Annotated in this window: 28 protein-coding genes; 18 read left to right on the plus strand and 10 right to left on the minus strand. The window is 65.5% G+C overall.

Annotation, left to right across the window (positions count from 1 at the left end; genetic code table 11):
- Window positions 1-46: 46 nt before the first annotated feature.
- Window positions 47-1,306 (plus strand): aspartate kinase, encoded by a 1,260-nt coding sequence (locus ASE49_RS02840; protein ID WP_056768552.1) that lies wholly within the window; start codon window positions 47-49, stop codon window positions 1,304-1,306.
- 208 nt (window positions 1,307-1,514) lie between these two features.
- On the opposite strand, the gene ASE49_RS02845 is transcribed toward ASE49_RS02840, so the two are convergent.
- Both ASE49_RS02845 and ASE49_RS02850 read right to left on the minus strand, forming a co-directional pair.
- A complete protein-coding gene (locus ASE49_RS02845; RefSeq protein ID WP_082456257.1) occupies window positions 1,515-3,053 on the minus strand; it encodes a catalase in 1,539 nt (512 codons plus the stop codon).
- A 165-nt stretch (window positions 3,054-3,218) separates the two neighbouring features.
- A complete protein-coding gene (locus tag ASE49_RS02850) occupies window positions 3,219-3,665 on the minus strand; it encodes a hypothetical protein (protein ID WP_156370045.1) in 447 nt (148 codons plus the stop codon).
- A 79-nt stretch (window positions 3,666-3,744) separates the two neighbouring features.
- Between ASE49_RS02850 and ASE49_RS02855 the strand changes: the two genes are divergently transcribed.
- The 4 genes from ASE49_RS02855 (at window position 3,745) to ASE49_RS02870 (ending at window position 7,334) form a co-directional block, all read left to right on the plus strand.
- Window positions 3,745-4,779 carry an NAD(P)H-dependent flavin oxidoreductase gene (locus ASE49_RS02855; protein ID WP_056768664.1) on the plus strand — a complete coding sequence of 345 codons (1,035 nt, stop codon included), beginning with the start codon at window positions 3,745-3,747 and terminating at the stop codon, window positions 4,777-4,779.
- 15 nt (window positions 4,780-4,794) lie between these two features.
- Window positions 4,795-5,196: a glyoxalase/bleomycin resistance/extradiol dioxygenase family protein gene (locus ASE49_RS02860; protein ID WP_056768554.1), complete on the plus strand. Its 402-nt coding sequence runs from the start codon at window positions 4,795-4,797 to the stop codon at window positions 5,194-5,196.
- A 69-nt stretch (window positions 5,197-5,265) separates the two neighbouring features.
- On the plus strand, window positions 5,266-6,132 hold the full coding sequence (locus ASE49_RS02865; RefSeq protein WP_056768555.1) for a dienelactone hydrolase family protein: 867 nt from the start codon (window positions 5,266-5,268) through the stop codon (window positions 6,130-6,132).
- Window positions 6,133-6,515: 383 nt separating this feature from the next.
- Window positions 6,516-7,334 (plus strand): sugar phosphate isomerase/epimerase family protein, encoded by an 819-nt coding sequence (locus tag ASE49_RS02870; RefSeq protein ID WP_056768556.1) that lies wholly within the window; start codon window positions 6,516-6,518, stop codon window positions 7,332-7,334.
- A gap of 384 nt (window positions 7,335-7,718) precedes the next feature.
- Here the strand turns inward: ASE49_RS02870 and ASE49_RS02875 are convergent, their stop codons facing one another.
- Genes ASE49_RS02875 through ASE49_RS02900 form a run of 6 tightly spaced genes read right to left on the minus strand, consistent with a single transcriptional unit; the run spans window position 7,719 to window position 10,107 of the window.
- Complete coding sequence (locus ASE49_RS02875; RefSeq protein ID WP_056768557.1) at window positions 7,719-7,985, minus strand: hypothetical protein; 267 nt, start codon at window positions 7,983-7,985, stop codon at window positions 7,719-7,721.
- Complete coding sequence (locus ASE49_RS02880) at window positions 7,982-8,275, minus strand: hypothetical protein (RefSeq protein ID WP_056768558.1); 294 nt, start codon at window positions 8,273-8,275, stop codon at window positions 7,982-7,984. The genes ASE49_RS02875 and ASE49_RS02880 overlap by 4 nt, the downstream gene beginning before the upstream one ends.
- The gene (locus ASE49_RS02885; RefSeq protein WP_056768559.1) at window positions 8,272-8,553 is read right to left on the minus strand and encodes a hypothetical protein; all 282 of its coding nucleotides are present in this window, start codon (window positions 8,551-8,553) and stop codon (window positions 8,272-8,274) included. The genes ASE49_RS02880 and ASE49_RS02885 overlap by 4 nt, the downstream gene beginning before the upstream one ends.
- A gap of 30 nt (window positions 8,554-8,583) precedes the next feature.
- Window positions 8,584-8,982, minus strand: a complete 399-nt coding sequence (locus ASE49_RS02890) for a PspC domain-containing protein (protein WP_056768560.1) — start codon at window positions 8,980-8,982, stop codon at window positions 8,584-8,586.
- 25 nt (window positions 8,983-9,007) lie between these two features.
- Entirely contained in the window at window positions 9,008-9,853 is an 846-nt protein-coding gene (pspA, locus tag ASE49_RS02895; RefSeq protein WP_082456258.1) for a phage shock protein PspA, read from the minus strand.
- Complete coding sequence (locus tag ASE49_RS02900) at window positions 9,850-10,107, minus strand: hypothetical protein (RefSeq protein WP_056768561.1); 258 nt, start codon at window positions 10,105-10,107, stop codon at window positions 9,850-9,852. Before ASE49_RS02900 ends, pspA begins: the two co-directional genes overlap by 4 nt.
- A 174-nt stretch (window positions 10,108-10,281) precedes the next feature.
- Between ASE49_RS02900 and pspF the strand changes: the two genes are divergently transcribed.
- From pspF to ASE49_RS02940, 8 genes are all read left to right on the plus strand, one after another.
- Complete coding sequence (gene pspF, locus ASE49_RS02905; RefSeq protein WP_056768562.1) at window positions 10,282-11,295, plus strand: phage shock protein operon transcriptional activator; 1,014 nt, start codon at window positions 10,282-10,284, stop codon at window positions 11,293-11,295.
- A 5-nt stretch (window positions 11,296-11,300) separates the two neighbouring features.
- Window positions 11,301-12,146: a hypothetical protein gene (locus ASE49_RS02910; RefSeq protein ID WP_056768563.1), complete on the plus strand. Its 846-nt coding sequence runs from the start codon at window positions 11,301-11,303 to the stop codon at window positions 12,144-12,146.
- A 131-nt stretch (window positions 12,147-12,277) separates the two neighbouring features.
- Entirely contained in the window at window positions 12,278-13,051 is a 774-nt protein-coding gene (locus ASE49_RS02915) for an EAL domain-containing protein (RefSeq protein ID WP_235522798.1), read from the plus strand.
- 197 nt (window positions 13,052-13,248) lie between these two features.
- A complete protein-coding gene (gene rimP / locus ASE49_RS02920) occupies window positions 13,249-13,821 on the plus strand; it encodes a ribosome maturation protein RimP (RefSeq protein ID WP_056768666.1) in 573 nt (190 codons plus the stop codon).
- Between the two features lie 3 nt (window positions 13,822-13,824).
- A complete protein-coding gene (gene nusA / locus ASE49_RS02925) occupies window positions 13,825-15,459 on the plus strand; it encodes a transcription termination factor NusA (protein WP_056768565.1) in 1,635 nt (544 codons plus the stop codon).
- Complete coding sequence (locus ASE49_RS02930; RefSeq protein ID WP_056768566.1) at window positions 15,440-16,168, plus strand: DUF448 domain-containing protein; 729 nt, start codon at window positions 15,440-15,442, stop codon at window positions 16,166-16,168. The genes nusA and ASE49_RS02930 overlap by 20 nt, the downstream gene beginning before the upstream one ends.
- Window positions 16,169-16,190: 22 nt before the next feature.
- On the plus strand, window positions 16,191-19,010 hold the full coding sequence (gene infB / locus ASE49_RS02935; RefSeq protein WP_056768567.1) for a translation initiation factor IF-2: 2,820 nt from the start codon (window positions 16,191-16,193) through the stop codon (window positions 19,008-19,010).
- A 114-nt stretch (window positions 19,011-19,124) separates the two neighbouring features.
- Window positions 19,125-19,658 (plus strand): DUF1697 domain-containing protein, encoded by a 534-nt coding sequence (locus ASE49_RS02940; protein WP_056768568.1) that lies wholly within the window; start codon window positions 19,125-19,127, stop codon window positions 19,656-19,658.
- 98 nt (window positions 19,659-19,756) lie between these two features.
- Here ASE49_RS02940 and ASE49_RS02945 read toward each other — a convergent pair whose 3' ends face one another.
- Window positions 19,757-20,143, minus strand: coding sequence for an RcnB family protein (locus ASE49_RS02945; protein WP_056768569.1), 387 nt, complete (start codon window positions 20,141-20,143; stop codon window positions 19,757-19,759).
- A gap of 112 nt (window positions 20,144-20,255) precedes the next feature.
- On the opposite strand from ASE49_RS02945, the gene rbfA reads away from it, so the two are divergent.
- The gene (rbfA, locus tag ASE49_RS02950) at window positions 20,256-20,699 is read left to right on the plus strand and encodes a 30S ribosome-binding factor RbfA (protein WP_056768570.1); all 444 of its coding nucleotides are present in this window, start codon (window positions 20,256-20,258) and stop codon (window positions 20,697-20,699) included.
- Here rbfA and ASE49_RS02955 read toward each other — a convergent pair.
- Window positions 20,696-22,180, minus strand: a complete 1,485-nt coding sequence (locus ASE49_RS02955; RefSeq protein WP_056768571.1) for a DUF1963 domain-containing protein — start codon at window positions 22,178-22,180, stop codon at window positions 20,696-20,698. The genes rbfA and ASE49_RS02955 overlap by 4 nt on opposite strands.
- A gap of 115 nt (window positions 22,181-22,295) precedes the next feature.
- Between ASE49_RS02955 and ASE49_RS02960 the strand changes: the two genes are divergently transcribed.
- From ASE49_RS02960 to truB, 4 genes are all read left to right on the plus strand, one after another.
- Window positions 22,296-22,886 carry a thymidine kinase gene (locus ASE49_RS02960; RefSeq protein WP_056768572.1) on the plus strand — a complete coding sequence of 197 codons (591 nt, stop codon included), beginning with the start codon at window positions 22,296-22,298 and terminating at the stop codon, window positions 22,884-22,886.
- Between the two features lie 98 nt (window positions 22,887-22,984).
- Window positions 22,985-23,344 (plus strand): DUF6491 family protein, encoded by a 360-nt coding sequence (locus ASE49_RS02965; protein ID WP_056768573.1) that lies wholly within the window; start codon window positions 22,985-22,987, stop codon window positions 23,342-23,344.
- Between the two features lie 78 nt (window positions 23,345-23,422).
- Window positions 23,423-23,929, plus strand: a complete 507-nt coding sequence (locus ASE49_RS02970; RefSeq protein WP_235522799.1) for a DUF2239 family protein — start codon at window positions 23,423-23,425, stop codon at window positions 23,927-23,929.
- A complete protein-coding gene (gene truB, locus ASE49_RS02975) occupies window positions 23,929-24,834 on the plus strand; it encodes a tRNA pseudouridine(55) synthase TruB (protein WP_056768575.1) in 906 nt (301 codons plus the stop codon). The genes ASE49_RS02970 and truB overlap by 1 nt, the downstream gene beginning before the upstream one ends.
- The last annotated feature ends 3 nt before the right edge of the window (window positions 24,835-24,837 follow it).

Raw genomic sequence — 24,837 nt, forward strand, 5'->3', positions numbered from 1 at the left:
CCAGCCCGACCGACTCTTTTCCACTCTACGCGGGAGCAACGTGGCCTTGGCACGTATCGTGATGAAATTCGGCGGCACGTCGATGGCCGGTTCCGAGCGCATCCGGCGCGTGGCGGGCATCGTCAAGCGCCAGCAGGATGCCGGGCACGAAGTGGCCGTGGTCGTTTCCGCGATGGCGGGCGAGACCGACCGGCTGGTCAATTTCTGCCGCGAGGCGAATGCGCTCTACGATCCGGCCGAATACGACGTGGTCGTGGCTTCGGGCGAGCAGGTGACCTCTGGCCTGCTGGCGCTCACCCTGCAGGCGATGGGCTGCAAAGCACGTTCGTGGCTGGGCTGGCAGGTGCCGATCAAGACCGACGATGCCCACGCCAAGGCCCGGATCGAGGATATCGACGCCGACGCGTTGACCGCCTCGATGGCCGCTGGTGAAATCGCGGTGATCCCCGGCTTTCAGGGCGTATCCCCACAAGGGCGCGTTACCACGCTGGGGCGCGGTGGGTCGGACACTTCGGCAGTGGCGGTGGCCGCTGCGGTCAAGGCCGATCGCTGCGACATCTACACCGACGTGGACGGCGTTTACACGACCGACCCGCGCATCGTTGCCAAGGCGCGCAAGCTGCCGCTGGTGACGTATGAGGAAATGCTGGAACTGGCCTCGGTCGGCTCCAAAGTGCTGCAGACCCGCTCGGTCAGCCTGGCGATGAAGGAGAAGGTGCGCGTGCAAGTGCTCTCCTCGTTCATCGACGAGACCGCGCCGGCGGCGGATACCATCCCCGGCACCCTGATTGTCAGCGACGAAGAACTAGAGGGAAGCGACATGGAACGTCAGCTCATCACCGGCATCGCCGCCGACAAGAACGAGGCGAAGATCACGCTCACCCGCATTGCCGACCGGCCCGGCGCGGTGGCCTCGATTTTCGCGCCGCTTGCCGATTCGAACATCAACGTCGACATGATCATCCAGAACGTGGCGAAGGACCTAGGCGAGACGGACGTAACGTTCACCGTGCCCCAGTCCGACCTGACGCGCGCGCAGGCCATGCTGGAAGCGCGCAAGGACGAGATCGGCTTCTACCGCATGATCGCGGAAGGCAATGTCGCCAAGATCAGCGTCGTGGGTGTCGGCATGCGCAGCCATGCCGGCGTTGCGGCAACGATGTTCAAGACGCTGGCCGATCGCGGCATCAACATCATCGCCATCTCCACCAGCGAGATCAAGGTGTCGGTCCTGATCGACACCGACGAGACCGAACTGGCCGTGCGCGTGCTGCACACCGCCTACGGGCTCGATGCCGCGGCCTGAGCTCCCTCAAACCTGCTCGATACAAAAAAAGATCCCATGCGCGGATGAACCGGTCGCGCATGGGATCTGTCGTAGTTTGACGCGTCCCTGACGGTCAGATCAGGCACGACGATGCCCCGGCGCCCGCGTTGTTTTATGATGCGGGCGCTGCAGGACTGCCCCGCCGCATCGAGGGATTGGTGCGGCGGGGAAGCTGGGATGTGCGTGGTTAGTCGGCCAGTTCCGGCTCTGGCTGGAGCGCGGGGGTAACGCTCATGCCAAGTGCGGCGGCAATGCCCGCGCCGTAGTCCGGATGGCAACGCGCGCAATTGTCGATGTGGCGCTGCTTGATGAAGTCCGGCGCATCGCCCATCGCCGCTGCCGTGTTGGCGAACAGGCGCTGTTTTTGCGCATCGTCCATCAGGTTGAACAGGTCGCGCGGCTGGCTGAAGTAATCGTCGTCATCCTCCCGGAAATCCCAGAAGTCGGCATTGCCGTCGATCTTCATCGGCGGTTCGCGGAAATCGGGCTGGTCCTGCCACTGGCCGAACGAGTTCGGGTGGTAGTGCAGACGGCCACCATAGTTGCCATCGACCCGGCCCTGGCCATCGCGATGGTTGTTGAACACCGGGCAGCGCGGTGCGTTGACCGGGATCTGATGGTGGTTGACGCCAAGGCGATAGCGCTGTGCGTCCGTGTAGGCGAACAGGCGCGCCTGCAGCATCTTGTCCGGCGAAACGCCGATGCCGGGCACCAGGTTGGACGGGGCGAACGCGCTCTGCTCCACGTCGGCGAAGAAGTTCTCCGCGTTGCGGTTCAGCTCCATCATGCCGACCTCGATCAGCGGATAGTCCTTCTGCGACCATACCTTGGTCAGGTCGAAGGGATGGAAGCCACAGGTGGCCGCCTCGTCCTCGGCCATGATCTGGATCATGACCTTCCAGCGCGGATAGTCTCCCCGTTCGATCGCGTCGAACAGGTCCCGTTGGTTGGATTCGCGGTCCGCCGCCACGACTTGCGCCGCTTCGGCATCGGTCAGATGCGCATGGCCCTGCTGGGTCTTGAAGTGGAACTTCACCCAGAACCGCTCACCGGCCTCGTTGTAGAACGAATAGGTGTGGCTGCCGAAACCGTCCATGTGGCGGTAGCTCTTGGGAATGCCGCGGTCGCCCATCACGTAGGTGACCTGGTGCAGCGCTTCGGGCAGCAGGGTCCAGAAGTCCCAGTTGTTGGTAGCGCTGCGCAGGTTGGTGCGCGGATCGCGCTTCACCGCCTTGTTCAGGTCAGCAAACTTGCGCGGATCGCGCACGAAGAACACCGGGGTGTTGTTGCCCACCATGTCCCAGTTGCCTTCCTCGGTGTAGAACTTCACCGCGAAGCCGCGAATGTCGCGCTCGGCATCGGCGGCGCCGCGTTCACCGGCAACGGTGGTAAAGCGGGCGAAAAGCTCGGTCTGCTTGCCGACGTCGCTCAGGAATTTGGCGCGGGTATAGCGGCTGACATCGCCGGTCACGGTGAAGGTACCGAACGCGCCGGAGCCCTTGGCGTGCATGCGCCGCTCCGGGATCACCTCGCGGTTGAGGTTGGCCATCTTTTCCAGCAGCCACACGTCCTGCATCAGCAGCGGACCGCGCGGCCCGGCGGTCATCGAATTCATGCCATCGGGCACCGGGGCACCGGAAGCCGTGGTCAGCGGCGTAGCGCTCAGGGCACCCGGCGCGCTGTGATCGTAGGGGCACTTGCCGATCGGAGGGTTAGATCCAGACATCGCTGTTCTCCTTGAGTCATGGCCGGTTCGCCTTTTCGCGGTCCGGCCTTACCCCTTGGTTCTAGCGCGATGCTGAGACTAACATAAGCTATACAATCGCTTTTCTGTGATCGTCAAAGCCGATCAGCAAAGCTAGGTACAAGCAACTAAGTCGTTTAGTGCAGATCAACCAGGCGGTTGCCGCAGCGCCGTCAGGGCATCGATCATGGCCTGCTTTGCGCCTTGTGTGGCGGCGGCATTCCCGCGCTGCGCGGCATCCCGCAACGCCTGCAGCGATGCGCGAAGATACGCGCCAGCTTCCCGGGTTGCGCGCAAGGCAACGCTGTCTGTAGCACCTGCAATGCCGCGTATGTCCAGGCTCTCGCCGGCATCGCCACCGGCATCGCCAATCGAGGCGCGCAGCGATCCTTCCAGTTCGAGAATATCTTCGAACAGGAGATCTTCCGCTTGTGCTGGCGACAGCGCGCCATCCTCGTCGAACGAGGGCCACGGAAGCGAAGAGGGCCGGGACGTATCGCCGCCCGCAAACCCCTGCAAAGGGGTTTGACGATCTTTCCCTTCATCCATGACACTTCTCTCCCTGCGATTTTTTGCTAAGGCCTGCCGCGACATGCGCTGATACCAGCACTGCTTGTGCAGAACACTTGGTGTTTATATGGCGCAATCCTACTAGCGCCCAGATGGATTAATGATGAACGCATATACCAGGACAGCGGCGCGGATGGCGCGCGGATGCGAATTTCTCGGCAGCGAAACGGCCATCCTGTGTGGGGCGATGTCCTGGGTATCGGAGCGCAATCTGGTTTCGGCGATCAGCAACGCCGGGGGCTTTGGCGTGATCGCCTGCGGCGCGATGACCCCGGCGCTGCTGGATGCGGAGATCGCGGCGACCAAGGCGCTCACCGCCAAGCCGTTTGGCGTCAACCTCATCACCATGCACCCCCAGCTGTTCGACCTGATCGCGGTATGCGCGCGCCACGGCGTGACGCACGTGGTGCTGGCTGGCGGCATTCCGCCCAAGGGCAGCGTCGAGGCGATCGCGGCGGGGGGCGCCAAGGTCATCTGCTTTGCGCCCACGCTGGCGCTGGGCCGCAAGCTGCTGCGCTCCGGCGCCGACGCGCTGGTGATCGAGGGCATGGAGGCGGGCGGCCACATCGGCCCGGTGTCAACGTCTGTGCTGGCGCAGGAAATCCTGCCCAGCCTGGCGGACGAGCATCTGGTATTCGTGGCGGGCGGCATCGGCCGGGGCGAGGCGATCGCCGGATACCTTGAGATGGGCGCGGCGGGCGTGCAGCTTGGCACCCGGTTTGCCTGCGCCAGCGAATCGATCGCGCACCCTGCCTTCAAGAAGGCGTTCTTCCGCGCTTCTGCACGCGATGCCACCGCATCGGTGCAGGTCGATCCGCGCCTGCCGGTGATTCCGGTGCGCGCGCTGAAGAACAAGGGCACCGAGGCGTTCACCGCCAAGCAGATCGAGGTTGCCCGCAAGCTGGACAGCGGCGAAGTGGATATGGGCGCCGCGCAGCTGGAGATCGAGCATTACTGGGCGGGCGCGCTGCGCCGCGCGGTGATCGACGGCGATGTCGAGAACGGCTCAATCATGGCGGGCCAGTCCGTGGGCATGGTCGCCAAAGAGGAGCCTGTGGCCGACATCATCGCCGCATTGCTGGCCGAATGCGAGGGCGCGTTGTCCGCGCGCACCGGCACACCGGCTGTTGCGGCCTGACACGGGGAGGGCGGGATGCAGATCAGCGGCATAGACCACGTCAACATCCTGACCGACGATCTTGAGGGCACCGCGCGCTTTTACGAGGCTGCCCTTGGCCTTACTCGCGCCGAAAATCCGGCCATTGGCAAAGGTATGGCCGGTTACTGGATGCGCGATGGCAATGGCCAGGCGGTCGTTCACCTGGTGGACCGGCTGTCGGCAGCGGGACGATACGACGCGTATCGTCCGGGCCAACCCACCAATGCGCTGCATCACGTGGCGCTGCGGTGCGCAGGCTTTGCTCAGGCATGCGCAGGGCTGGACGCGCTGGGTATCGCCTACCGCACCAGCGATCATCCCCAGCTCGGGTTGAAGCAGATCTTTCTTGCCGATCCCAACGCGGTCAATCTGGAACTGAACTTCACCGAGGGCTGATCGCAACCTTGCGCCGGCCCGGGCGCTCTTGCACAAGGACGTGTGGCCCTTTTGCGAAAGACTACGATCATGTGCGACGCCGATTTCACCTCGCCCGCTGAAGGGAAGATCACCGGGTTCGATCGGCGCACCTTCACGGTGCTGGGCGCCAGCATGGCATTGGCGGGCTGCACCGGCGCGGCAGCGGCTGCTGGCGGATCGCCGCTGACCGAGCGCATGGTTTCGATCACCACGGCGGACGGGGTGTGCGATGCGTTCTTCGTGCATCCGGCCAAGGGCAAGCATCCCGGCATCGTGATGTGGCCCGACATCGCGGGCCTGCGCGACGTGTTCAAGATCATGGCGCGCAACCTGGCCTCGCAAGGCTACGCGGTGCTGGTGGTCAACCAATATTACCGCTCTGGCCCGGCGCCGATCATGAAAAGCTTTTCGGAATACCTGACCCCCGAAGGCCAGGCCAAGGTCGCCCCGATGCGCGCTGCACTCACCCCCGATGCGATCACCCGTGATGCCAAGGCGTTCGTCGCCTTCCTCGATACGCAGGACGCGGTGGACACGGCGCGCAAGATCGGAAGCAACGGCTATTGCATGGGCGGCCCGTTCACGGTGCGCACCGCCGCTGCCATGCCGGCGCGCGTCGGGGCGGCGGCGTCCCTGCACGGCGCGGGTCTGGTAACCGACGCGCCGGACAGTCCGCATCGCCTGCTGGCCTCCACCAAGGCGCGGTATCTGTTCGCGATCGCGCGCAACGATGCGGCCAGGCAGCCGGAGCAAAAAGCCGATCTGGAAAACGCGGCAAAGGGCGCGGGCCGTCCCGCCGAAGTGGAAGTCTACGCAGCTGATCACGGCTGGACCGTGGCGGATTCGCCGGCCTACGATCCGGACGAGGCGGACCGGGCGTGGAAGCGGATGCTGGCGCTGTTTGCCCAGCTGTAACGCTTGACAAAACCCGTGTTCACGCCTTGAATGCACAGTGTTGGGCGAACCTGCAAAGACGGGTCGTCATGGGAAATGGATGCTGGTCAAGACGCAATTCCTGACAGCACTACACGTGGTCCTGGTCTTATGGACGAGGGTGGCCGGCGTCGCACCCGCAAGGTGGCGCGCCGGATAGAACGAGAAACGTCGCAGGGAGAATGCGCGCCGGTCGGCTGGGACCGTCGTGAAAAGCCAGGGGACAGGGAGAAGCGCAAGGCGCGGCGGATCATCGCTGCGCCTTGCTGCTGTATGGAACTGCGGTTTGGACAGTGCGCGCGAATATCGATGTCTCCCCGCCGCCGACGCGCTATGGTGCCGGCGGTGATAGAGGATGAGCGATAATGCCGCACCCGTTCGGGATCGATCTGCTGACCGTGATGGGGCTTGGTCCGGTGGAGCATGTGACGCTGGCGGCCGATCTTGGCTGCAGCGCTGTATCCATGGGCCTGGAGCGGCTGCCCGATCGCTATAACCCGCACGGTTATGCGCATTGGTCTTTGCGCGAGAATGCGCAGCTTCGCCGCGATCTGAAGGCGGTGCTGGCTGAGCGCAAGGTGGCGCTATGCCTGGGCAGCGGCCTGCGGGTGCGGCCCGATGGCGATGCCGAAACCGCGCAAACGGCCAGTGACATGGACCTGTTCGCCGAATTGGGGGCGCTGCGCGTAGCCGCGAGCGACCATGGGGCCGAGCGTGACAGGGCCGTGGCCCAGCTTGCCGGGCTGGCCGATATGGCGGCGGCGCGCGGCATGGATTTTTCGATCGAATTCAGCCCGGTGCTGACCATCCGCTCACTGGCCGAGGCTATCACGGCGGTGCAGCAGATCGGCGAGGGCAAGGCTAGCGTGGTGATCGACGCGCTGCATTTCTTCCGCTCCGGCGGATCGGTGCGCCAGATCGCGCTGCTGGACCCCGCGCTGATCGGGCACGTCCAGCTTGCCGATGGGCCGCGCCGGGCGGAGGGCGATTACCTGACCGAAGCGATGACCGAGCGGATGATACCGGGCCAAGGCGAATTGCCCTTGCGCGAATTCGTGGACGCCTTGCCGCGCGGGGTGATTCTGGACTTGACGGTGCCGCTGGCCAGCGCCGCGCGCGGAGGCCGCATGCCGGGCGCCTATGTGGGCGAAGTGGTGAAGCGCACGCGCGATTTCCTGGCCTGACGCGCCGCATGCTTACAGGTTCACGCCCGCTGGCGAGTGCGGGATGCGCCGGGGATTGGCTTGGGAACCCAAAGGAACATCGGGTCGGCGCCAAGGCGTCCTTTGCGGGACGCGAGGGGGATGCATGCACGCGCGAATGGCCGGGTAGGAGCGTTCTCAGCCCGGCTCGGCCTTGGGGGAAAGCGGTTCCGGTCCGGCGGCGCAGGCTCGCAATCAGCGCCGGTCCGAGGCTTGGGGCACAAGCGCCCCGCCACCGTGGTGTGAAGCGCGCAAGCCCGCTTCATCGTGAACCGCTTCGTAAGCAGACGCTGATGGCGTGGACCACGGCTGTCGGCGTATAACCTAAATGGTTCGCGAAGTCAAGGTAGGGCCGCGCGCAGTGGTTTATTCGCGCAGCGATTCGATCTCGCGGGCCAAGTCATTGCCGCGCTTTTCGTCCGTGGCGATGCGTTCCAGCACGATGATGCGCTTGCGCATTTCCTCAACCTGGCGTTCCAGTTCACGCTCGCGGGCGGAATGGTCGTAAGCGGGGCCGCGCCGCCCGATCCGGTCAGCGGAGGCCGCATCGCCCAGGGCGCGATAGCGCTGGGCCTTGAGCCAGGTGATGCAGCCGATCCCGGCCAGCACGACGACGGCAGTCCAGAAACTCATCGCTTGATCACCTCCATCAACGGCCTGTCGCGCAGCGCATCGATCTCACGCGCGATGTCGCGGCTGCTGCCTTCTTCCGTAATGATCCTTTCGAGCACACGCACGCGATTTTCCAGTTCGGTGTTGTGCGTGGCATACTGCGCGGCCTTTTCCGCCGTGGCCCCGGCGGTGATCTCCAGCTTCCGTTCCAGGAACGCGAGGCGGCGCTTGTACATGCCGGCAAGGATCGCGCCGAACACGATCATCGTCACCAGCACCGCACACAGGCCCATGAAGTCGCCCGGGCTCATTGGCGGGTGCTCGGCGGCGTGCGGGCGGCTTCAACCTCACGCGTATCGCGCAGGGCCTCGATCTGCAGTGCGGTGTCATAGCCGCCATCGGTGATGATGCGTTCCAGCACGCGAACCCGTTCTTCCAGTTCCCGGCTGTTGGACGCGTACTGCGCGGCCTTTTCGGCGGTTGCTGCGAGTTGCAATTCGGCCAGCTTGTGCTGGTGCTTGGTCCAGATCGCGAAGCCGCCCACGATGAATGGTGCCAGCGGAATGAGTATCCAGATGATGTCTTCCACGTACTTGTCCCTGTTACCCGGTGCGCCGTTTCAGCGCAGTTGGTCGATCTCGGCCGCCAGGCGCGAGCTGCTGTGCGAATAGTGCGCTTCCATCTCCGCGATGCGCCGGTCCATGTCGGACAAGTCGTTGCGCAAGGCGCTGGAGCGCAGGGCAGGGCCGAAATTCAGGCCCTTGCGATCGCGGCGGCGGCGCATCCGGCGCAGCAGGCGCAGTTCCTCGTCTTCGCTGTAAAGCCCCAGCGGGCGCTTGTCGGCCATCACCGCGATGGCGATATAGACCGGGATGACGATCGGCGACACGAAGATCAGCAGCATCACCGCAGCGATGCGGATCCACAGCGCATCCACATCGGTATAATCCGCGATGCCGGCGCACACGCCCGAGATCTTGGCGTTCGACTTGTCGAGATAGAAATGTCCGCGTGACACTGGTCTGGTCCCTTCTGTAAGGTCGTTACTGGTCAGCGCCGGGCTTGTCGGCCATCGCGCGCTTCATCTGGGCGAGTTCGGCATCGATCGTGTCGCCATCGGCCAGTGCCGCGATCTCGTCTGCCAGAGTCGGCTGGCGGCGGTCGGACAGGCTCATCGCCTCGGCCCGGCCTTCGGCGTAATCGACGCGGCGTTCCAGCTGGTCGAACCGGGCCATGGCCTCGTCCACCCGCTCACTGGCCAGCAGCGTGCGCAGTTTGACGCGGTTCTCGGCGCTCTGCAGGCGTGCGGCGATCGAGGACTGGCGGCTGCGCGCCTCGCGCAGGCGGTTCTGCAGCTTTTCGATGTCCGCTTCATACGCGCGCAGGGCATCGTCGAGGACCAGGATCTCACCGGCCAGCTGCTCGCCCATGTCGGCGGCCTTCTTGCGTTCTAGCAGCGCGGCGCGGGCCAGATCCTCACGCCCCTTGGACAGCGCCAGCTGCGCCTTGTCCGCCCAGTCGGCCTGCAGCTTGTCGAGCTTGCCGACGTGGCGGCGCAGTTCCTTCTGGTCGGCGATGGTGCGCGCGCTGCTGGTGCGCACTTCGACCAGCGTTTCCTCCATCTCCAGGATGATCAGGCGGATCATCTTGGCCGGGTCTTCCGCTTTTTCTAGCAGGTCGTTGAAGTTGGCGGCGACGATATCGCGGGTGCGGCTGAAGATGCCCATGGCGGTGTGTCCTCGTGCGAATGCGGTATGGGCGGGCCGTGACGCGGAGTCGTTGGCTGCCGTGAAAACATCGTGGCGGTATGCGCCGGCGCGTTGGGCGGTGTGCCCTGCGCCTTGCGCCGGATTTTGCAGGATTTCGATCTCCGCGTCGAGCCTGCTCATGCGAGCGATGCTCCGCAGGCGCGGGTCGGCGTGCCGGCCTCGTGCGTGGCGGCATACGCCTTGGTCGCACCGAACTGGTCAGCCATGACGTACAGGTTGAGCGCGCCCATCGCCAGCAGGGCGGCGATGATTGCCCAGTCCAGCTTGGTGCGGGCCAGCGTGGCGTTCGCAAAGGCGGCGCGAAGGGGGGCCGCGCGAAGGGGGGCGGAGCGGACGGGTCCCTGGCCGGTCTGGGTGGCGGTGATGGGGAGCATCTTGCGGTTTCCTCTGGTCCTGAACGTACGCGCAATCGCTTGCGTCCAAACCCTATCGCAATGACCGTGCCAAATGCCTGCACGCCCGGTTTTGCGCGCTTTTGCCCTTTCGCGGCCAACCGCTGTTCAAAATGAATTGCCAATGAACGGGAATTTTTGCTAACTATTGGGAATATGGAGCGCGAAAGCCAGTTCATCGGTCAATCCACGGCCTTCCTCGATGCGGTGGAGCGGGCCAGCCGGGCCGCGCCGGTGCGCCGCCCGGTGCTGGTGATCGGCGAGCGGGGGACCGGCAAGGAGCTGATCGCCCAGCGGTTGCATCACTTGTCGCCGCGCTGGGGCGAGCCGCTGGTCACGCTCAACTGCGCGGCGCTGCCTGAAACCCTGATCGAGGCGGAACTATTTGGGCATGAGGCCGGGGCGTTCACCGGCGCCACCCGCGCGCGCGCCGGTCGTTTCGAGGAGGCGGACCGGGGCACGCTGTTTCTCGACGAGCTGGGCAACCTGTCGATGGCGGCGCAGGAACGGCTGCTGCGCGCCATCGAATATGGCGAGGTCGTGCGCATCGGCGCGTCCCGCCCGCTCACGGTGGACGTGCGCATCGTTGCCGCCACTAACGCCGACCTGCCGCGCATGGCCGCGCAAGGCACGTTCCGCGCCGACCTGCTGGACCGGCTGAGCTTCGAGGTCATCACCTTGCCGCCGCTGCGCGCCCGCGAAGGCGACGTTGCCGAACTGGCCGATTTCTATGGCCGGCGCATGGCCAGCGAACTGGGATGGGATCGGTTTCCCGGTTTCACTGCAGGCGCGATGGCGGCGTTGGAGGACTATCCGTGGCCCGGCAACGTGCGCGAACTGCGCAACGTGGTGGAGCGCGCCGTCTATCGCTGGGGCGACGAGAGCACGCCGGTCGCCGAAGTGGTGTTCGACGCGTTCGCCAGCGCCTGGGCACCGGTAGAGGCCGCGACCCCGCCGTCACCCTGCGCCGAAAACACGACGCCTCCACCTGCTGCTGTTATACCTGCATCCTTGCGCGAAGCGGTGGACGCGCACGAGTGCGCCTTGCTGACGGCTGCGCTGGAACGCCAGCGCTGGAACCAGCGCAAGGTTGCCGCAGACCTTGGCCTGACGTACGACCAGTTGCGCCATTGCCTGAAAAAGCATGGGCTCAGGGCTGGTGGGGGGTAAGACTAATGAAGCGCATTCTGTTTGCGTTCGCCGCGGTATGGAGCTTCTGTTCAACCCCGGCCTTCGCAGCCGCGCCCACGGCGGCGGAAATGGCGGCGATGAATGCGGCGCAGGAGCGCGGCGAACAGATGTTTCGTTACGATCAAGCGGCATGGCATGCGACCGATCGGTTTCTCGCGGATTTGCAATCGTCTGGACGCAAGCCTGAGGACAAGGATCTGGCGCTCGGAGGCTACATCGTCGAGCCCCTGGCCGATCGGCAGTTGCAGGTCACGTTCGTTACGCAGGCCTCGGCTAGCCTGCGCGCCGTCGCTCGCTACCGGGTGGATGACACGGCAAAGGTCGACGGCGCAATGTTGGCGCCAGGTGCCGACGCCAGCCTGTCCCCACTGGCTCTGCGCATGGTGGCCGCGCGCGATGCCGCCAAGGCGAAGTTTACGACGCCGGGCCATGCGCTATGTTCGGCCTCCCCGCCCAATTCCCTGGTGCTTCCGCCGCAGGCTGACGGTACGATACCGGTGTATTTTCTGACGTCGACCATGGACGCGGGCGTATACCCTGCAGGCGGCCATTACCGGTTCGATGTTGGGCCCAACGGCGCGGTGAAAGGGGAGCGCAAGTTCATGAGCGCCTGCTTTCCGCTGGACATGACTGCAGCCAGGAAAAGCCACGCCGAAATACTATTCCTGACCCATTTTCTCGACCGCCAGCCGACCGAAATCCACGCCTTTGTGAGCCGCAACATTCCGTTGCCGCTGGCGGTGATCACGATACCCAACAAACTGGTCTGGGTCTTGGCGAACGGACGCTTGCAACGCGTCCGTTCGGCCATGCGAGATGGTGGGGATTAAGGGCATCGTGGAATCTATCGAACTGCAGCACGACGCGATCCGCAGGCGGTTCTGGCCGTCCGCCAATTCAATCGAGTTAACAGTATCTTATCGTCTGGGCGGTACGCTGCGAGGCTAGGAGACTGCGAATCATGCAAGTTGGGTGTCAGGGCTGCAAGCAGGAGCATGGCGCGTTCGATATCGCCATGGCTTTCCAGCCGATCGTCGATACCGAGACCGGTCTGCCGTTCGCGTACGAGGCGCTTGTGCGCGGCGGAAACGGCGAGGGCGCGGCGCAGGTTCTGGCGCAAGTGACGCCGGAGAACCGCTACGCGTTCGACCAGCAGTGCCGGGTTGCCGCGATCGAAGGCGCAGTTGCTGCCGGGATCATCGAGACGGGCGCGAAGCTCTCCATCAATTTCCTGCCCAACGCGGTCTATTCGCCTCTCGCCTGCATCCAGCTGACGCTCAAGACTGCTGCGGCCACCGGTTTCGCAGCGGAGCGCCTGATCTTCGAGTTCACCGAGAACGAGCAGATCACCGATCCCGCGCACTTGCTGAACATCGTCGAATCCTATCGCAAGATGGGTTTTTCCACCGCGCTTGACGATTTCGGGGCTGGTCACGCCGGGCTGGGCCTGCTCGCCCGCTTCCAGCCCGATCTGCTCAAGCTGGACATGGAACTGGTGCGCGGCATCGATACCAGTATGCCGCGCCGCCTGATCGTCGAAGGGATGATCCGCATGGCGCAGGCTCTGGGCATCGTCGTCATCGCCGAAGGGGTGGAGACGGTCGCGGAATACGAGGCCCTGCGCGGCATCGGCGTGCGGTATATCCAGGGTTACCTGCTGGCGCGGCCTGGTTTCCGGGTGTTGCCGCAGATCGTCATGCCGTCCGGTCCGGAGCCCGCAGCGGTCGCCGCCTGAGGGCTGCCTCGTTGCATCCGACGTGCGGGTGGACTTCATCCATCCCGCACCATTTGCCCGCTTATCCCCCTTGCAATTTTCCGGAATCGCGCGTATCTGCGCCTCATCCCGTCATTGGTGAAGCAACGCACGGGCTGGCGCCGAAAGGGGCCGGCGCGAAGCTGCTTTGCACCATGCCGGCATTTGTGGAGCTACGTTTGGTCGATATCGCACGCCTTACCGAAGTCATCGAACCCGAGGTCAACGCCTTGGGCTTCGATCTCGTGCGCGTGCGCATCTTCGGCAAGAGCGAAGTGGGCGACGATGAGATTGCCTTGCAGATCATGGCCGAGGACCCGGCGACCGGGCAACTTGTGCTGGATGACTGCGCCGCGCTCTCGCACCGCATTTCCGATCGCATGGACCAGCTGGAAAGCACCGGCGAAACCCTGATTGCCGAAGCCTACCGGCTCGAAGTCAGTTCGCCGGGGATCGACCGCCCGCTGACCCGCCCCAAGGATTACGCCAAGTGGGCAGGCCATGAAATCAAGCTGAACCTGGTCAACCCGGTCGAAGGCAACCGCAAGGGCCTGCACGGCGACCTGGTGGGCATCGCGGGTGAACCGGGGCAAGAGACCGTCACGGTGGACGACAAAAAGTCCGGCCCGGTCAGCTTCCCCCTTGCCGACGTGCAATCGGCCCGGCTTATCCTGACGGACAAGCTGATCGCAGCAAGCCGCCCGCTCGATACCAGCGGCGCGGACGACATTCTTGAGGAACAGGAAGACTAAGCCATGGCCAGTGCGATTTCCGCCAACCGCGCCGAGCTGCTCGCGATCGCCAACGCCGTCGCGACGGAGAAGATGATCGACAAGTCGATCGTCATCGAAGCGATGGAAGAAGCCATCCAGAAGTCGGCCCGCAACCGTTACGGCGCCGAGAACGACATCCGCGCCAAACTCGATCCGCGCACCGGCGATTTGCGTCTGTGGCGCGTCGTCGAGGTGGTCGAGGAGGTTGAGGACTACTTCAAGCAGGTCGATCTCAAGCAGGCCGAAAAAATCCAGAAGGACGCCAAGGTCGGCGATTTCATCGTCGATCCGCTGCCGCCGGTGGACCTGGGCCGCATCGATGCGCAGTCCGCCAAGCAGGTGATCTTCCAGAAGGTCCGCGATGCCGAGCGCGATCGCCAGTTCGAGGAATTCAAGGATCGCGCCGGCGAAGTGATTACCGGCGTGATCAAGTCGGTCGAGTTCGGGCACGTGATCGTCAACCTGGGCCGCGCCGAGGGCGTGATCCGCCGCGATCAGCAGATCCCGCGCGAAGCGGCCCGTGTGGGTGAGCGCGTGCGGGCGCTGGTGCTGCGGGTGGAGCGCCAGAACCGTGGCCCGCAGATCTTTCTGTCCCGCGCGCATCCTGATTTCATGAAGAAGCTGTTCGCGCAGGAAGTGCCGGAAATCTACGACGGCGTGATCGAGATCAAGGCCGCCGCCCGCGATCCGGGCTCGCGCGCCAAGATCGGCGTCATCAGCCACGATCATTCGATCGACCCGGTCGGCGCGTGCGTCGGCATGAAGGGCAGCCGCGTGCAGGCCGTCGTGCAGGAAATGCAGGGCGAGAAGATCGACATCATCCCCTGGAGCGAGGACACCGCCACGTTCGTGGTCAACGCGCTCCAGCCCGCCACCGTCAGCCGCGTCGTCATCGACGAGGAGGAAAGCCGCATCGAGGTGGTGGTGCCCGACGATCAGCTGTCACTGGCGATCGGCCGCCGCGGCCAGAACGTGCGTCTGGCCAGCCAGCTGACCGGCTCGCAGATCGACATCATGACCGAGGCTGAATCCTCGGAGAAGCGCCAGAAGGAATTCGTCGAGCGCTCCAAGATGTTCGAGGAGGAACTCGATGTCGACGAGACGCTGTCGCAGCTGCTGGTAGCCGAAGGCTTCAGCGAGCTGGAAGAAGTGGCCTATATCGATCTGGCCGAACTGGCCGCGATCGAAGGGTTCGACGAGGAACTGGGCGAGGAGCTGCAAAGCCGCGCGCAGGAAGCGCTGGACCGCCGCGAAGAAGGCAACCGCGAAGCCCGCCGTGCGCTGGGCGTAGAAGATGCGCTGGCGGACCTGCCGCACCTTACCGAGGCCATGCTGGTCACGCTGGGCAAGGCTGGCATCAAGACGCTCGACGATCTGGCCGATCTTGCCACCGACGAACTGATCGCCAAGAAGCGCACCGAACAGCGCCGCCGCGATGGCACCGTCAATCGCCGTGCCTCGCGCGATGAGGACAAGGGCGGCGTGCTGGGCGATTATGGCCTGAACGAAGAGCAGGGCAACGAGATCATCATGGCCGCACGTGCCCACTGGTTCGACGAAGAACCGGCGGCCGAGCCCGAACTCGAGGAGGCCGCCAATGCGGAATCCTCGCAATGATCGCGTAAGCGCCGAGATCGACGGTAGCCCGGCGGAGCGGACCTGCATCCTCTCCGGCGGGAAAGCCGCGCGCGACGAATTCATCCGGCTAGCGATTTCGCCGGACGGGATGGTTCTTCCCGATGTCCACGCGCGTGCCCCCGGGCGCGGCGCGTGGATCGGCGTTTCGCGCGACGAACTTGAAAAAGCCATTCAGAAGCACAAGTTAAAGGGTGCGCTGGCACGGGCCTACAAGGGCGCCGCGCTTACCATTCCCGACGATCTTGCTGATCGCATCGAAGCGGCGCTTGTGCGCGCGTTGACCGACCGCATCGGCCTCGAACTGAAATCGGGCAGGCTGCTGATGGGATCGGACCGGATCGCGCAGAATGCTCGCGAAGGGAAAGTCGAATGGCTGGCCCATGCGTCTGACGCCCGCGAAGATGGTGCGCGCAAGCTCGATCAGGCCTGGCGGGTCGGTCGGGAAGAAGAAGGCAGCGGCTTGCGCGGTGTGCGCTTGCCACTGGACCGGGACACGCTGTCTGTGGCATTGGGCCGCGACAACGTCGTTCATCTGGCGCTGAACGACAGCGGAGCGGCTCAGCGAGTCGAATCGCAGCTGCAGCGCCTTCTGCATTTCCAGGGGCAGGTCTCCAGCCGGCAAGACGGCACGACCGGCATGGATGATGAGCACGGAGCGGCCCCGGCCGCGTCCGTCACGACGAATTGACCGAAGGGCTAAGACGAGAAATATGAGCGAGACCGACAACAAACCGACCCTGGGCCGCAAGCCGCTTGGGCTTAAGCGCTCGGTGGAAGCGGGTGAGGTCAAGCAGACCTTCAGCCACGGCCGCACCAACAAGGTGGTGGTCGAGGTGAAGCGCCGCAAACTTATCGGCAAGCCAGGTGAGGCCGCGCCCGACGCGCCGGCTGCACCCGCTGCCGCCGCGCCTGCGCCCGCAGCGGCTCCCGCGCCGCGCCCGGCAGAGGCGCTTGTCGCCCGCCGTGCGCCGCCTTCGAACGAAACGCCGCAGGAGCGTGTTGCGCGCATGCAGCGCGACGCCGAGGAAGCCCGCCAGCAGATGCTGGAGGAAGCGACCCGCCGCGAGCAGGAAGCCCGCCTGCGCGCGATCGAGGAAGAACGCGCCCGCGCCCAGGAAGCCGCTGCGCCGGCTGCTGCACCTGAACCGGTACAATCGGAACCCGCGCAGCCCGAGCAGCCCGAGCCCGCCGCGTCGGAGCCCGCCGTTGCACCCGCTCCGGCTGCCGAACCGGTTGCCGATGCCACCCCGGCAGCGGTCGAAGCGCCGGCAGAAACGCCTGCTCCTGCCGTTTCAGCCGAAGCGCCCGCTGCCGACGCCCCGGCATCGTCCGCAGACGCACCGCAGGCCTCCGCGCCTGCTGCGGCAGCGGCTCCCGAGCCTGCAGCCGTGGCAACGCCGGTGCCGGCGCCGCGCCGGTTCACCCCAGTGGCCCGGCCGGAAATCCGCCGCCCCGAGCCTGCGCCCGCCCCGGCAGCCAACACCGCTGCCGCTGCGGCGGACACTGCCGATACGGCCTCGTCGGCTGGCACTGGCGGCGCGCGCAAGCCCGATGCGGCCAAGAAGGGCACCGTTGCAGCGCCCCGTCCCGGCCCGCAGACCGACCGCAACGCCAAGGGCGGCGGCGATCGCCGCCGCGATGGCAAGCTGACCGTCAGCCGCGCGCTCAACGACGATGAAGGCGCGCGCGCGCGTTCGCTTGCCGCGCTCAAGCGGGCCCGCGAAAAGGAACGCCGTTCGCACGGAGGCAAGTCGCAGCAGCGTGAAAAGCAGGTCCGCGACGTCGTGGTGCCAGAAGCCATCACAGTGGCCGAACTGGCGAACCGCATGGCCGAAAAGGCTGCCGACCTCGTCAAGTCGCTGTTCAAGATGGGCATGATGGTCACCGTCAATCAGGCGATCGACCAGGATACTGCGGAGCTGCTGGTCGAGGAATTCGGCCACAACATCCAGCGCGTGTCGGAAAGCGACGTGGACATCGATGCCTCGACCGACGTCGATGCCGACGCCACGCTCAAGACGCGTCCGCCGGTGGTTACGATCATGGGCCACGTCGATCACGGCAAGACCAGCCTGCTCGATGCGCTGCGCGGCACCGATGTGGTGCGCGGCGAGGCGGGCGGCATCACCCAGCATATGGGTGCGTATCAGATCAAGACGAAGGGCGGCGATCTCGTCACCTTCCTCGATACGCCGGGCCACGCCGCGTTCACGCAGATGCGCATGCGCGGCGCCAACGTCACCGACATCGTGGTGCTGGTGGTAGCCGCTGACGACGGCATCATGCCGCAGACGGTGGAGGCCATCAACCACACCAAGGCCGCTGGCGTGCCGATGATCGTGGCGATCAACAAGATCGACAAGCCCGAAGCCAATGCCCAGAAAGTGCGTGAGCGCCTGCTGGAACACTCGATCGTGGTCGAGGAAATGTCGGGCGACGTGCAGGACGTGGAAGTATCGGCCAAGACCGGCAAGGGTCTGGACGATCTGATCGAAAAGATCCTGCTGCAGGCCGAGCTGATGGAGCTGAAGGCCAACCCCGACCGCGAGGCCGAGGCGACGGTGATCGAGGCCAAGCTCGACAAGGGCAAGGGTCCGCTCGCCACCGTCCTGGTCAATCGCGGCACCCTGCGGGTCGGCGACATTCTGGTGGTCGGCACCGAGAGCGGGCGCGTGCGCGCCATGCTCGACGACAAGGGCCGCCAGATTAAGGAAGCGCCCCCGGCGATGCCGGTGGAAGTGCTGGGTATCGGCGGCGTGCCGATGGCCGGTGACATGCTTTCGGTGGTGGACAGCGAGCAGCGTGCCCGCGAAGTGTCGGTCTATCGCCAGGAGCAGGCCACCGCCAAGCGCACCGCAACTGCGCCGACCAACATCGACACGATGTTCTCCGCGCTTGCCGCCAAGGCCAGCGTCATCGAATATCCGGTGGTGATCAAGGGCGACGTGCAAGGCTCGGTCGAGGCGATCAATGCCGCGCTCAACAACCTGTCGAACGACGAGATCAAGGTGCGCATCCTCAGCTCCGGGGTGGGCGCGATCACCGAATCCGACGTGACATTGGCTGCGGCCAGTGGCGCGCCGATCGTGGGCTTCAACGTGCGTCCCAACGCCAAGGCGCGCGAGCAACTGCAAAAGACCAAGACGCCGATGATGTATTACGACATCATCTATGAGCTGACCGCCGAAGTCGCCAAGCAGATGGCCGGCATCTGGGGGCCGGAGCGGATCGAAACCGTGGTTGGCCGCGCCGAGGTCAAGCAGGTGTTCCCTGCCGGCAAGAAGGACAAGGCTGCCGGTCTGCTGGTGGTCGAAGGGTTCATCCGCAAGGGCATCAACGCGCGTCTCACCCGCAACGACGTCATCGTCAGCCGCACGACCATCCAGTCGCTGCGCCGCTTCAAGGACGATGTGGACGAAGTGCGCGCAGGGATGGAATGCGGCGTGGTGCTGGCCGATACCAACGACATCAAGCCGGGCGATCACCTGGAAGTGTTCGAGGTCAGCGAGCGCGAGCGTACCGTCGGCTAAACCCGGCGCTTCGCCGTCACGGCATGCCAGCGGCCATCGTCGGAGCGATCCGGCGGTGGCCGTGACGGTTTTCAGGCCCTGTGTTTTGGGCCACTTATTTTCGGGGATACCGACATGACCCGCTACTGTGCTTTTTTCGCATCCATCAACGTGGGCGGCAACCGCCTGACGATGGCGGACCTGCGCTACGCGTTCGAGCGCGAGGAGTTCGAGAACGTGGAGACCGTGGTGGCCAGCGGCAACGTGCTGTTCGATTTCGACGAGCGGCCCACCGATGGCCTGGAAGACCTGTTCGCGCACATGATGCTGGAGCGTTTCGACATGCGCACCTTTGCTGCCGTGCGCAACCGGGAGCAGGTGCGCGCGGCAGTGGACGACAATCCGTTCACCGGGATCGGGCAGGACAATCTGGTGCACACGCTGTTTCTGGAGCGCGAGCCGGATCCCGCGCACTTCGCCCGGCTGGCGGCAGACCACAGCGGACGCGGGCCGGAGAAACTGGCGATCGGGCCGCGCTGCCTGTATATCGATTACGTCGACGGGGTGGGAGCATCCAAGCTGAGCAACGCCTTTATCGAGCGGCGGCTGGGGTGTCGGGGCACCGCGCGCAACGTCCGCTCGCTGGCGCGGATCGCGGCCAAGATGTGAGGTTTGCCCGGAACGCAAAAGGGGCGGCCGCCCGAGCCATCAGAGCGGCCACCCCCAAGTCGGGCCTGTCAGTTCAGGCGCTTAACGAAATCAGGCGTTTAGCGGAACATGCCCGAGGTCACGGCGGCGACCACGTTGCTGGTCACGCCCACCAGCAACAGGTCGTTGCCCGAGCGCACGTAGCGGTAGCCGCGCGGCGGTGCCTTCACGCCGCGATACTTGCGATAATCCACGACCTGGTAATTGCGCGCATAGCGGCTGTCGAACTTCTGGCCCTTAGCGAACGAGCGGTAGCCGCGCGATGCGCCGGCGTTATCGCGGCGATCGTTGCCCCGTCCCGCGTTGTCGCCACGGCGATTATCGTCGCCCCGATCGTTGCGGTGGTCACGGTCGTCGCGCTGCTGGGACATCTGCGCCATGGCGGGCGCGGCCAAGATCGGGCTCAACGTGGCGGCGGCGAGAAGGGCGGCGGTAAACGTCTTCATCAATACACTCCTTTGACGGCTCGTTTCACACCGGATAACGCGGGCACAAGCCCCCGGAGGCGTATCAGTTTGTGGCAAATTGTCGCAGCCGCCCTATTTGGACTGAAGAACGATGGCAAAAAACCAGACAACCCCCGAGCAGCACTCCGTCCGCCTTCTCAAGGTGGGCGAGCAGGTGCGCCACGTCATTTCCGAAATTCTGACCCGTCAGCAGGTGCATGACGATACGCTGAGCAGCCACTCCGTGTCGGTTACGCAAGTGCGCATGACGCCGGACTTGCGCCAGGCGACGGTTTACGTGAAATCGCTGCTGGGGCAGGACGAGGAGGCGGTGCTCAAGGCGATGCGCACGCACACCGCGTTCTTCCAGCGCGAAGTGGCGCAGCGGCTCAAGATGAAATTCGCCGCCAAAGTGCGCTTCATGCCGGACGAGACCTTCGACGAGGCGAGCCGCATCGACGCGCTGCTCAACGATCCGCGCGTGAGGCGCGACCTTGATGCGCGCGCGGACGACAGCGCCGAGCCTGCGAATGGCGGGGCCGCGGCGGCGGATTAACCTGCGATCGCGGGGTCTTCCACGAAGGCCAGCCGCGCCGCGCTCCAGTGCCCGGCGGCGGCGGCTCGCGCATCGATGGTGAAGCGGAATGCGCCATTTTCCGACCAGTTCCACTCCATCATGTCATCATAGCCCAGTTCCAGCAGCAGCAGATCGTCCCCCTCTGCTAGGCCGAACAGGCGATGGGGGATTGCCGGGGGCAGCAGGTATTCGCGGTTGATGCGCAGCAGCATGTCGGTGGGCATGGCCGCGAACACGTCAGGCGGGCCGGACATCATCACACGCAGCGACAGGGTGGCAAGCTGGGCGATGGTTCCGGGCACATGGCTCCGCACCAGTTCGCCATACTGCTCGTGGATTTCGGACAGCAGATCGGCCACCACGTCGCGCTCCTCGGGCAACAGCGCCGTCCACGGATCGCGCCCGGCAACGAAGCCGTCCACCGCCAGCACCATGTCCGGCAGCGCGGCGCATTGCGCGCGCAGGGTTTCCAGATCGGCCTCCAGCGCGTCAAGCTCCTCCTGCGCATCTTCGGCGGCGTAGGGCTGGGCCTGCGGGTCCAGCCTGAGGCGGGCCAGCGTGGCGTGCTGGCGCACGATGGCCTCCTGATAGAGCGCAAGCGGGCGATCGGAATCGTCCAGCGCATCGTGCAGCCGGTCCGCCAGATGGAACACGCCGTGCCACCACAAGGCCTGCACCGGCTCGCCCACCCCGGCAGCGTAAAACGGATGATCACGCGCCGCCGCGTGATTGCCGAAAGCGTCCTGCGCGATCAGATCTACCGGCCAGAACGGGAAGAACCAGCGGCTTGACCGTCCGGGCCGGACCGGCAGCACCGTACCACCCTCGTCATACGCGGCGGGTAGGCCGTAAGGCGGGTCGGCGAAATCGTGGCTGCCCGGCGGCACCGCCACCACTGCGCCCGTGCCCAGGAAAAACGCCAGCGAGCCGGAGGACGGCAGCGGCGAGGCGGGCTGCGCGCGGGCCAGGTCTGCCAGGTCTATCTGCGCGACGAACGGAAGCGGGGTGCCGGCATCGTCACACGGCCAGGGCTGCGGGCCAAGGCGCGGCAGGCCACCGAACCAGCTGGTATCGCCGAACCAGTCCCGCGCGCGTTCACGCGGCTTGCGCGCCAGCAGCACGGCGCCGGGCGGCGGCAGCGGTGCGGGCGCTTCGGGCTCCGGGGTCCAGGGCAGGGGCGGCGCGGTGTCGTCCGCTTCGAACGGCACTTCCTGCGATGCGTCCAGCAGCAGCGGATCGCGCGCCCCGCCGCGTCCGGCGATCAGCATGGCGATCAGTGCCAGCGCGATGCCCAGCACCACTAGCGTGGCCACGCCGCCCACCGTGCCCAGCGTCGCCAGGATGCCGGCGGCCAGCCCGTCCAGCATCTGCCAGCCACCGCCCAGCGGGGCGATGAGCAGATAGACGGCCAGCGCAGCGGGGACCGCGAAGGCGATCAGTGCCGCGATCAGTCTTGTCATGGCCGGTTACGCTCCCAGGTTCTTGTGCCAGCTTGATTCTTAGGAGCAATATCGTCGGGGAGAACCCCGTCGTTATCCGTGCATGGGCGGTTTCGCGGTGTTATCCCCAGTATGGATGGCCAAGCTCTACTTCTATTATGCCAGCATGAACGCCGGCAAATCGACCACGCTGCTGCAGGCGGACTTCAATTACCGTGAGCGCGGCATGCGCACGATGCTGTGGACCGCCGCGATCGACGATCGCAGCGCGCGGCTGGGCGACGATCACGCGATCGAAAGCCGCATCGGCCTGCACGCCACCGCGCACCGGTTTACCGCGCAGACCAACCTGCTGGACCAGGTGCGCGGGGCGCACGCCGCGGACCCGCTCTCGTGCGTGATGGTGGACGAGGCGCAGTTTCTGACGCCGGAACAGGCATGGCAATGCGCCGATATCGCCGACAAGGCGGGGATACCCGTGCTGTGCTACGGCCTGCGCACCGATTTTCGCGGCGTGCTGTTTCCCGGCGCCGGCGTGCTGCTGGGCATTGCCGATACGCTGGTGGAGCTGAAAGCGGTGTGCCACTGCGGGCGCAAGGCTTCGATGAACTTGCGGGTGGATGGCGAAGGCCGCGCGGTGAGCCACGGCGCGCAGACCGAGATCGGCGGCAACGATCGCTACGTGGCGCTGTGCCGCCGCCATTTCAGCGCTGCGCTGGGCCGGTGAGGGCGCACCTGTAACAAAGTGTCCCGACCGTTGGCGGCCAGTTTTCCGCTTCCTACATTCGGCTTTGATGGAAGGGAGATTGTGAAGAAGGACCGGACATGAAAAGCCTGACTTTGTCCCTTGCCGCTGTGGCCCTTGCCCTGCTGGCCGCGATCCCGCCAGCCTCCGCGCACAACCCCTCCGCCGCCGCGATCCCGTTCGCCGACCACGGCGGAGTGCAGGACTGGCGCGCGCAGGGGGACCATACGGTCTATTTCGAGGACCAGCAGCGCCACTGGTATCGCGCCACGCTGATGGGCCGCGCCTTCAACCTGCCGTTCGCCGAGCACATCGGCATTGATGCCGGCCCGATCGGCACGCTGGACCGTTTCGGCGCTATTGAGGTCGGCGGGCAGCATTATCCTTTCACGTCGTTCGAAAGGGTGTCTGGTCCGCCGGTAAAAACCAGAGGCAAATGACGGATAATTGAATCCGGATAGATTGACAGTTTTACCCGGATCAATATGTGCGGGCTCCTGATTGTGTCGGAGTGCGCTGTGTCGGTTACCGTGTTCTATAAAGACGATGTGATCGCGCGGGGGCAGCCGGCGGATTTTGCCGCTGCCCTGCGCGATCTCGCTCCGCTGGCCCGGAGCGCTGATCTGCTGGCGTTCGACGATGAGACCGGCCGGCAGGTGGATCTTGAACTGGACGCTCCCGCCGCGCCGCGCCCGCGTGGCCGGCCCGCGCTTGGCGTGGAGGCTCGCGAAATCACCCTGATGCCCCGGCACTGGGAATGGCTGGCGCGGCAGCCGGGCGGCGCGTCGGTCACCTTGCGCAAGCTGGTGGAGGGGGCGATGCGGGCCGGGCGCAGCCAGCGCGAATGCCTGGATGCGGCGTGCAATTTCCTCACCGTGATGGCCGGCGACCGCCCCGGTTATCAAGAGGCGATCCGCGCGCTGTACGCCGGGGACCGCGACAATTTCGACGCCTTGTGCGTGCTGTGGCCCACCGCCGTCGCCCGCCATGCCCGCACGCTGGCCTGGCCGCAGGACGCAAGCTGATGCCGCATGGCTGGATCATTCTCGACAAGCCGGTCGGCCTTGGCTCCACCCAGGCGGTGGCCGCGGTAAAGCGCAACCTGCGTGAGGCGGGCTATGGCAAGAAGGTGAAAGTGGGCCACGGCGGTACGCTGGACCCGCTGGCCTCCGGCGTCCTTCCGATCGCGCTGGGCGAGGCGACCAAGCTGACCGGGCGGATGCTCGATGCCAGCAAGGCCTATGCCTTTACCGTGCGGTTCGGAGAGGAGACCGACACCCTTGATCTGGAAGGCGCGGTGATCGCCACCAGCGACGTGCGGCCGACGCGCGAACAGGTGGAAGCGGTGCTGGCCCGCTTCACCGGGCCGATCGCACAAGTGCCGCCTGCCTATTCCGCGCTGAAGGTGGATGGCGCGCGGGCATACGATCTGGCGCGCGCGGGGGTGGACGTGACGCTCAAGGCGCGCGAAGTCACCATCCATGACCTGCGGCTGGAGCGGTTCGACCCGGCGGACGGGGCTACGCTGATGGCGCACGTATCCAAGGGCACCTACATTCGCAGTCTGGCGCGCGACATCGCGCAGGCGCTGGGAAGCTGCGGCACCGTAACTATGCTGCGGCGGACCAAGGCCGGGCCGTTCGACCTATCGCAGGCGATTTCGCTGGACAAATTGAACGATGTGGGTAAGGGCGCGCCTCTTGAACACGTACTCTTGCCGCTGGAGGCGGGGCTGGACGACATCCCGGCCATCGACCTCGACCCGGAGCAGGCAAGGGCGGTCCGACAGGGCCGCGTTCTCGCCGGAATGCCCCAGGCAGACGGGCTCTACTGCGCATGTCAGGGCACCGTCCCTGTGGCACTGGTAGAGATTACGGACGGCAGCGTCCGCGTTTCCCGGGGTTTCAATCTTTCGGATGTCGCGGAGTAGAAG

Origin of the sequence: Novosphingobium sp. Leaf2, assembly GCF_001421325.1 — a bacterium.
Taxonomy (GTDB): Bacteria; Pseudomonadota; Alphaproteobacteria; order Sphingomonadales; family Sphingomonadaceae; genus Novosphingobium.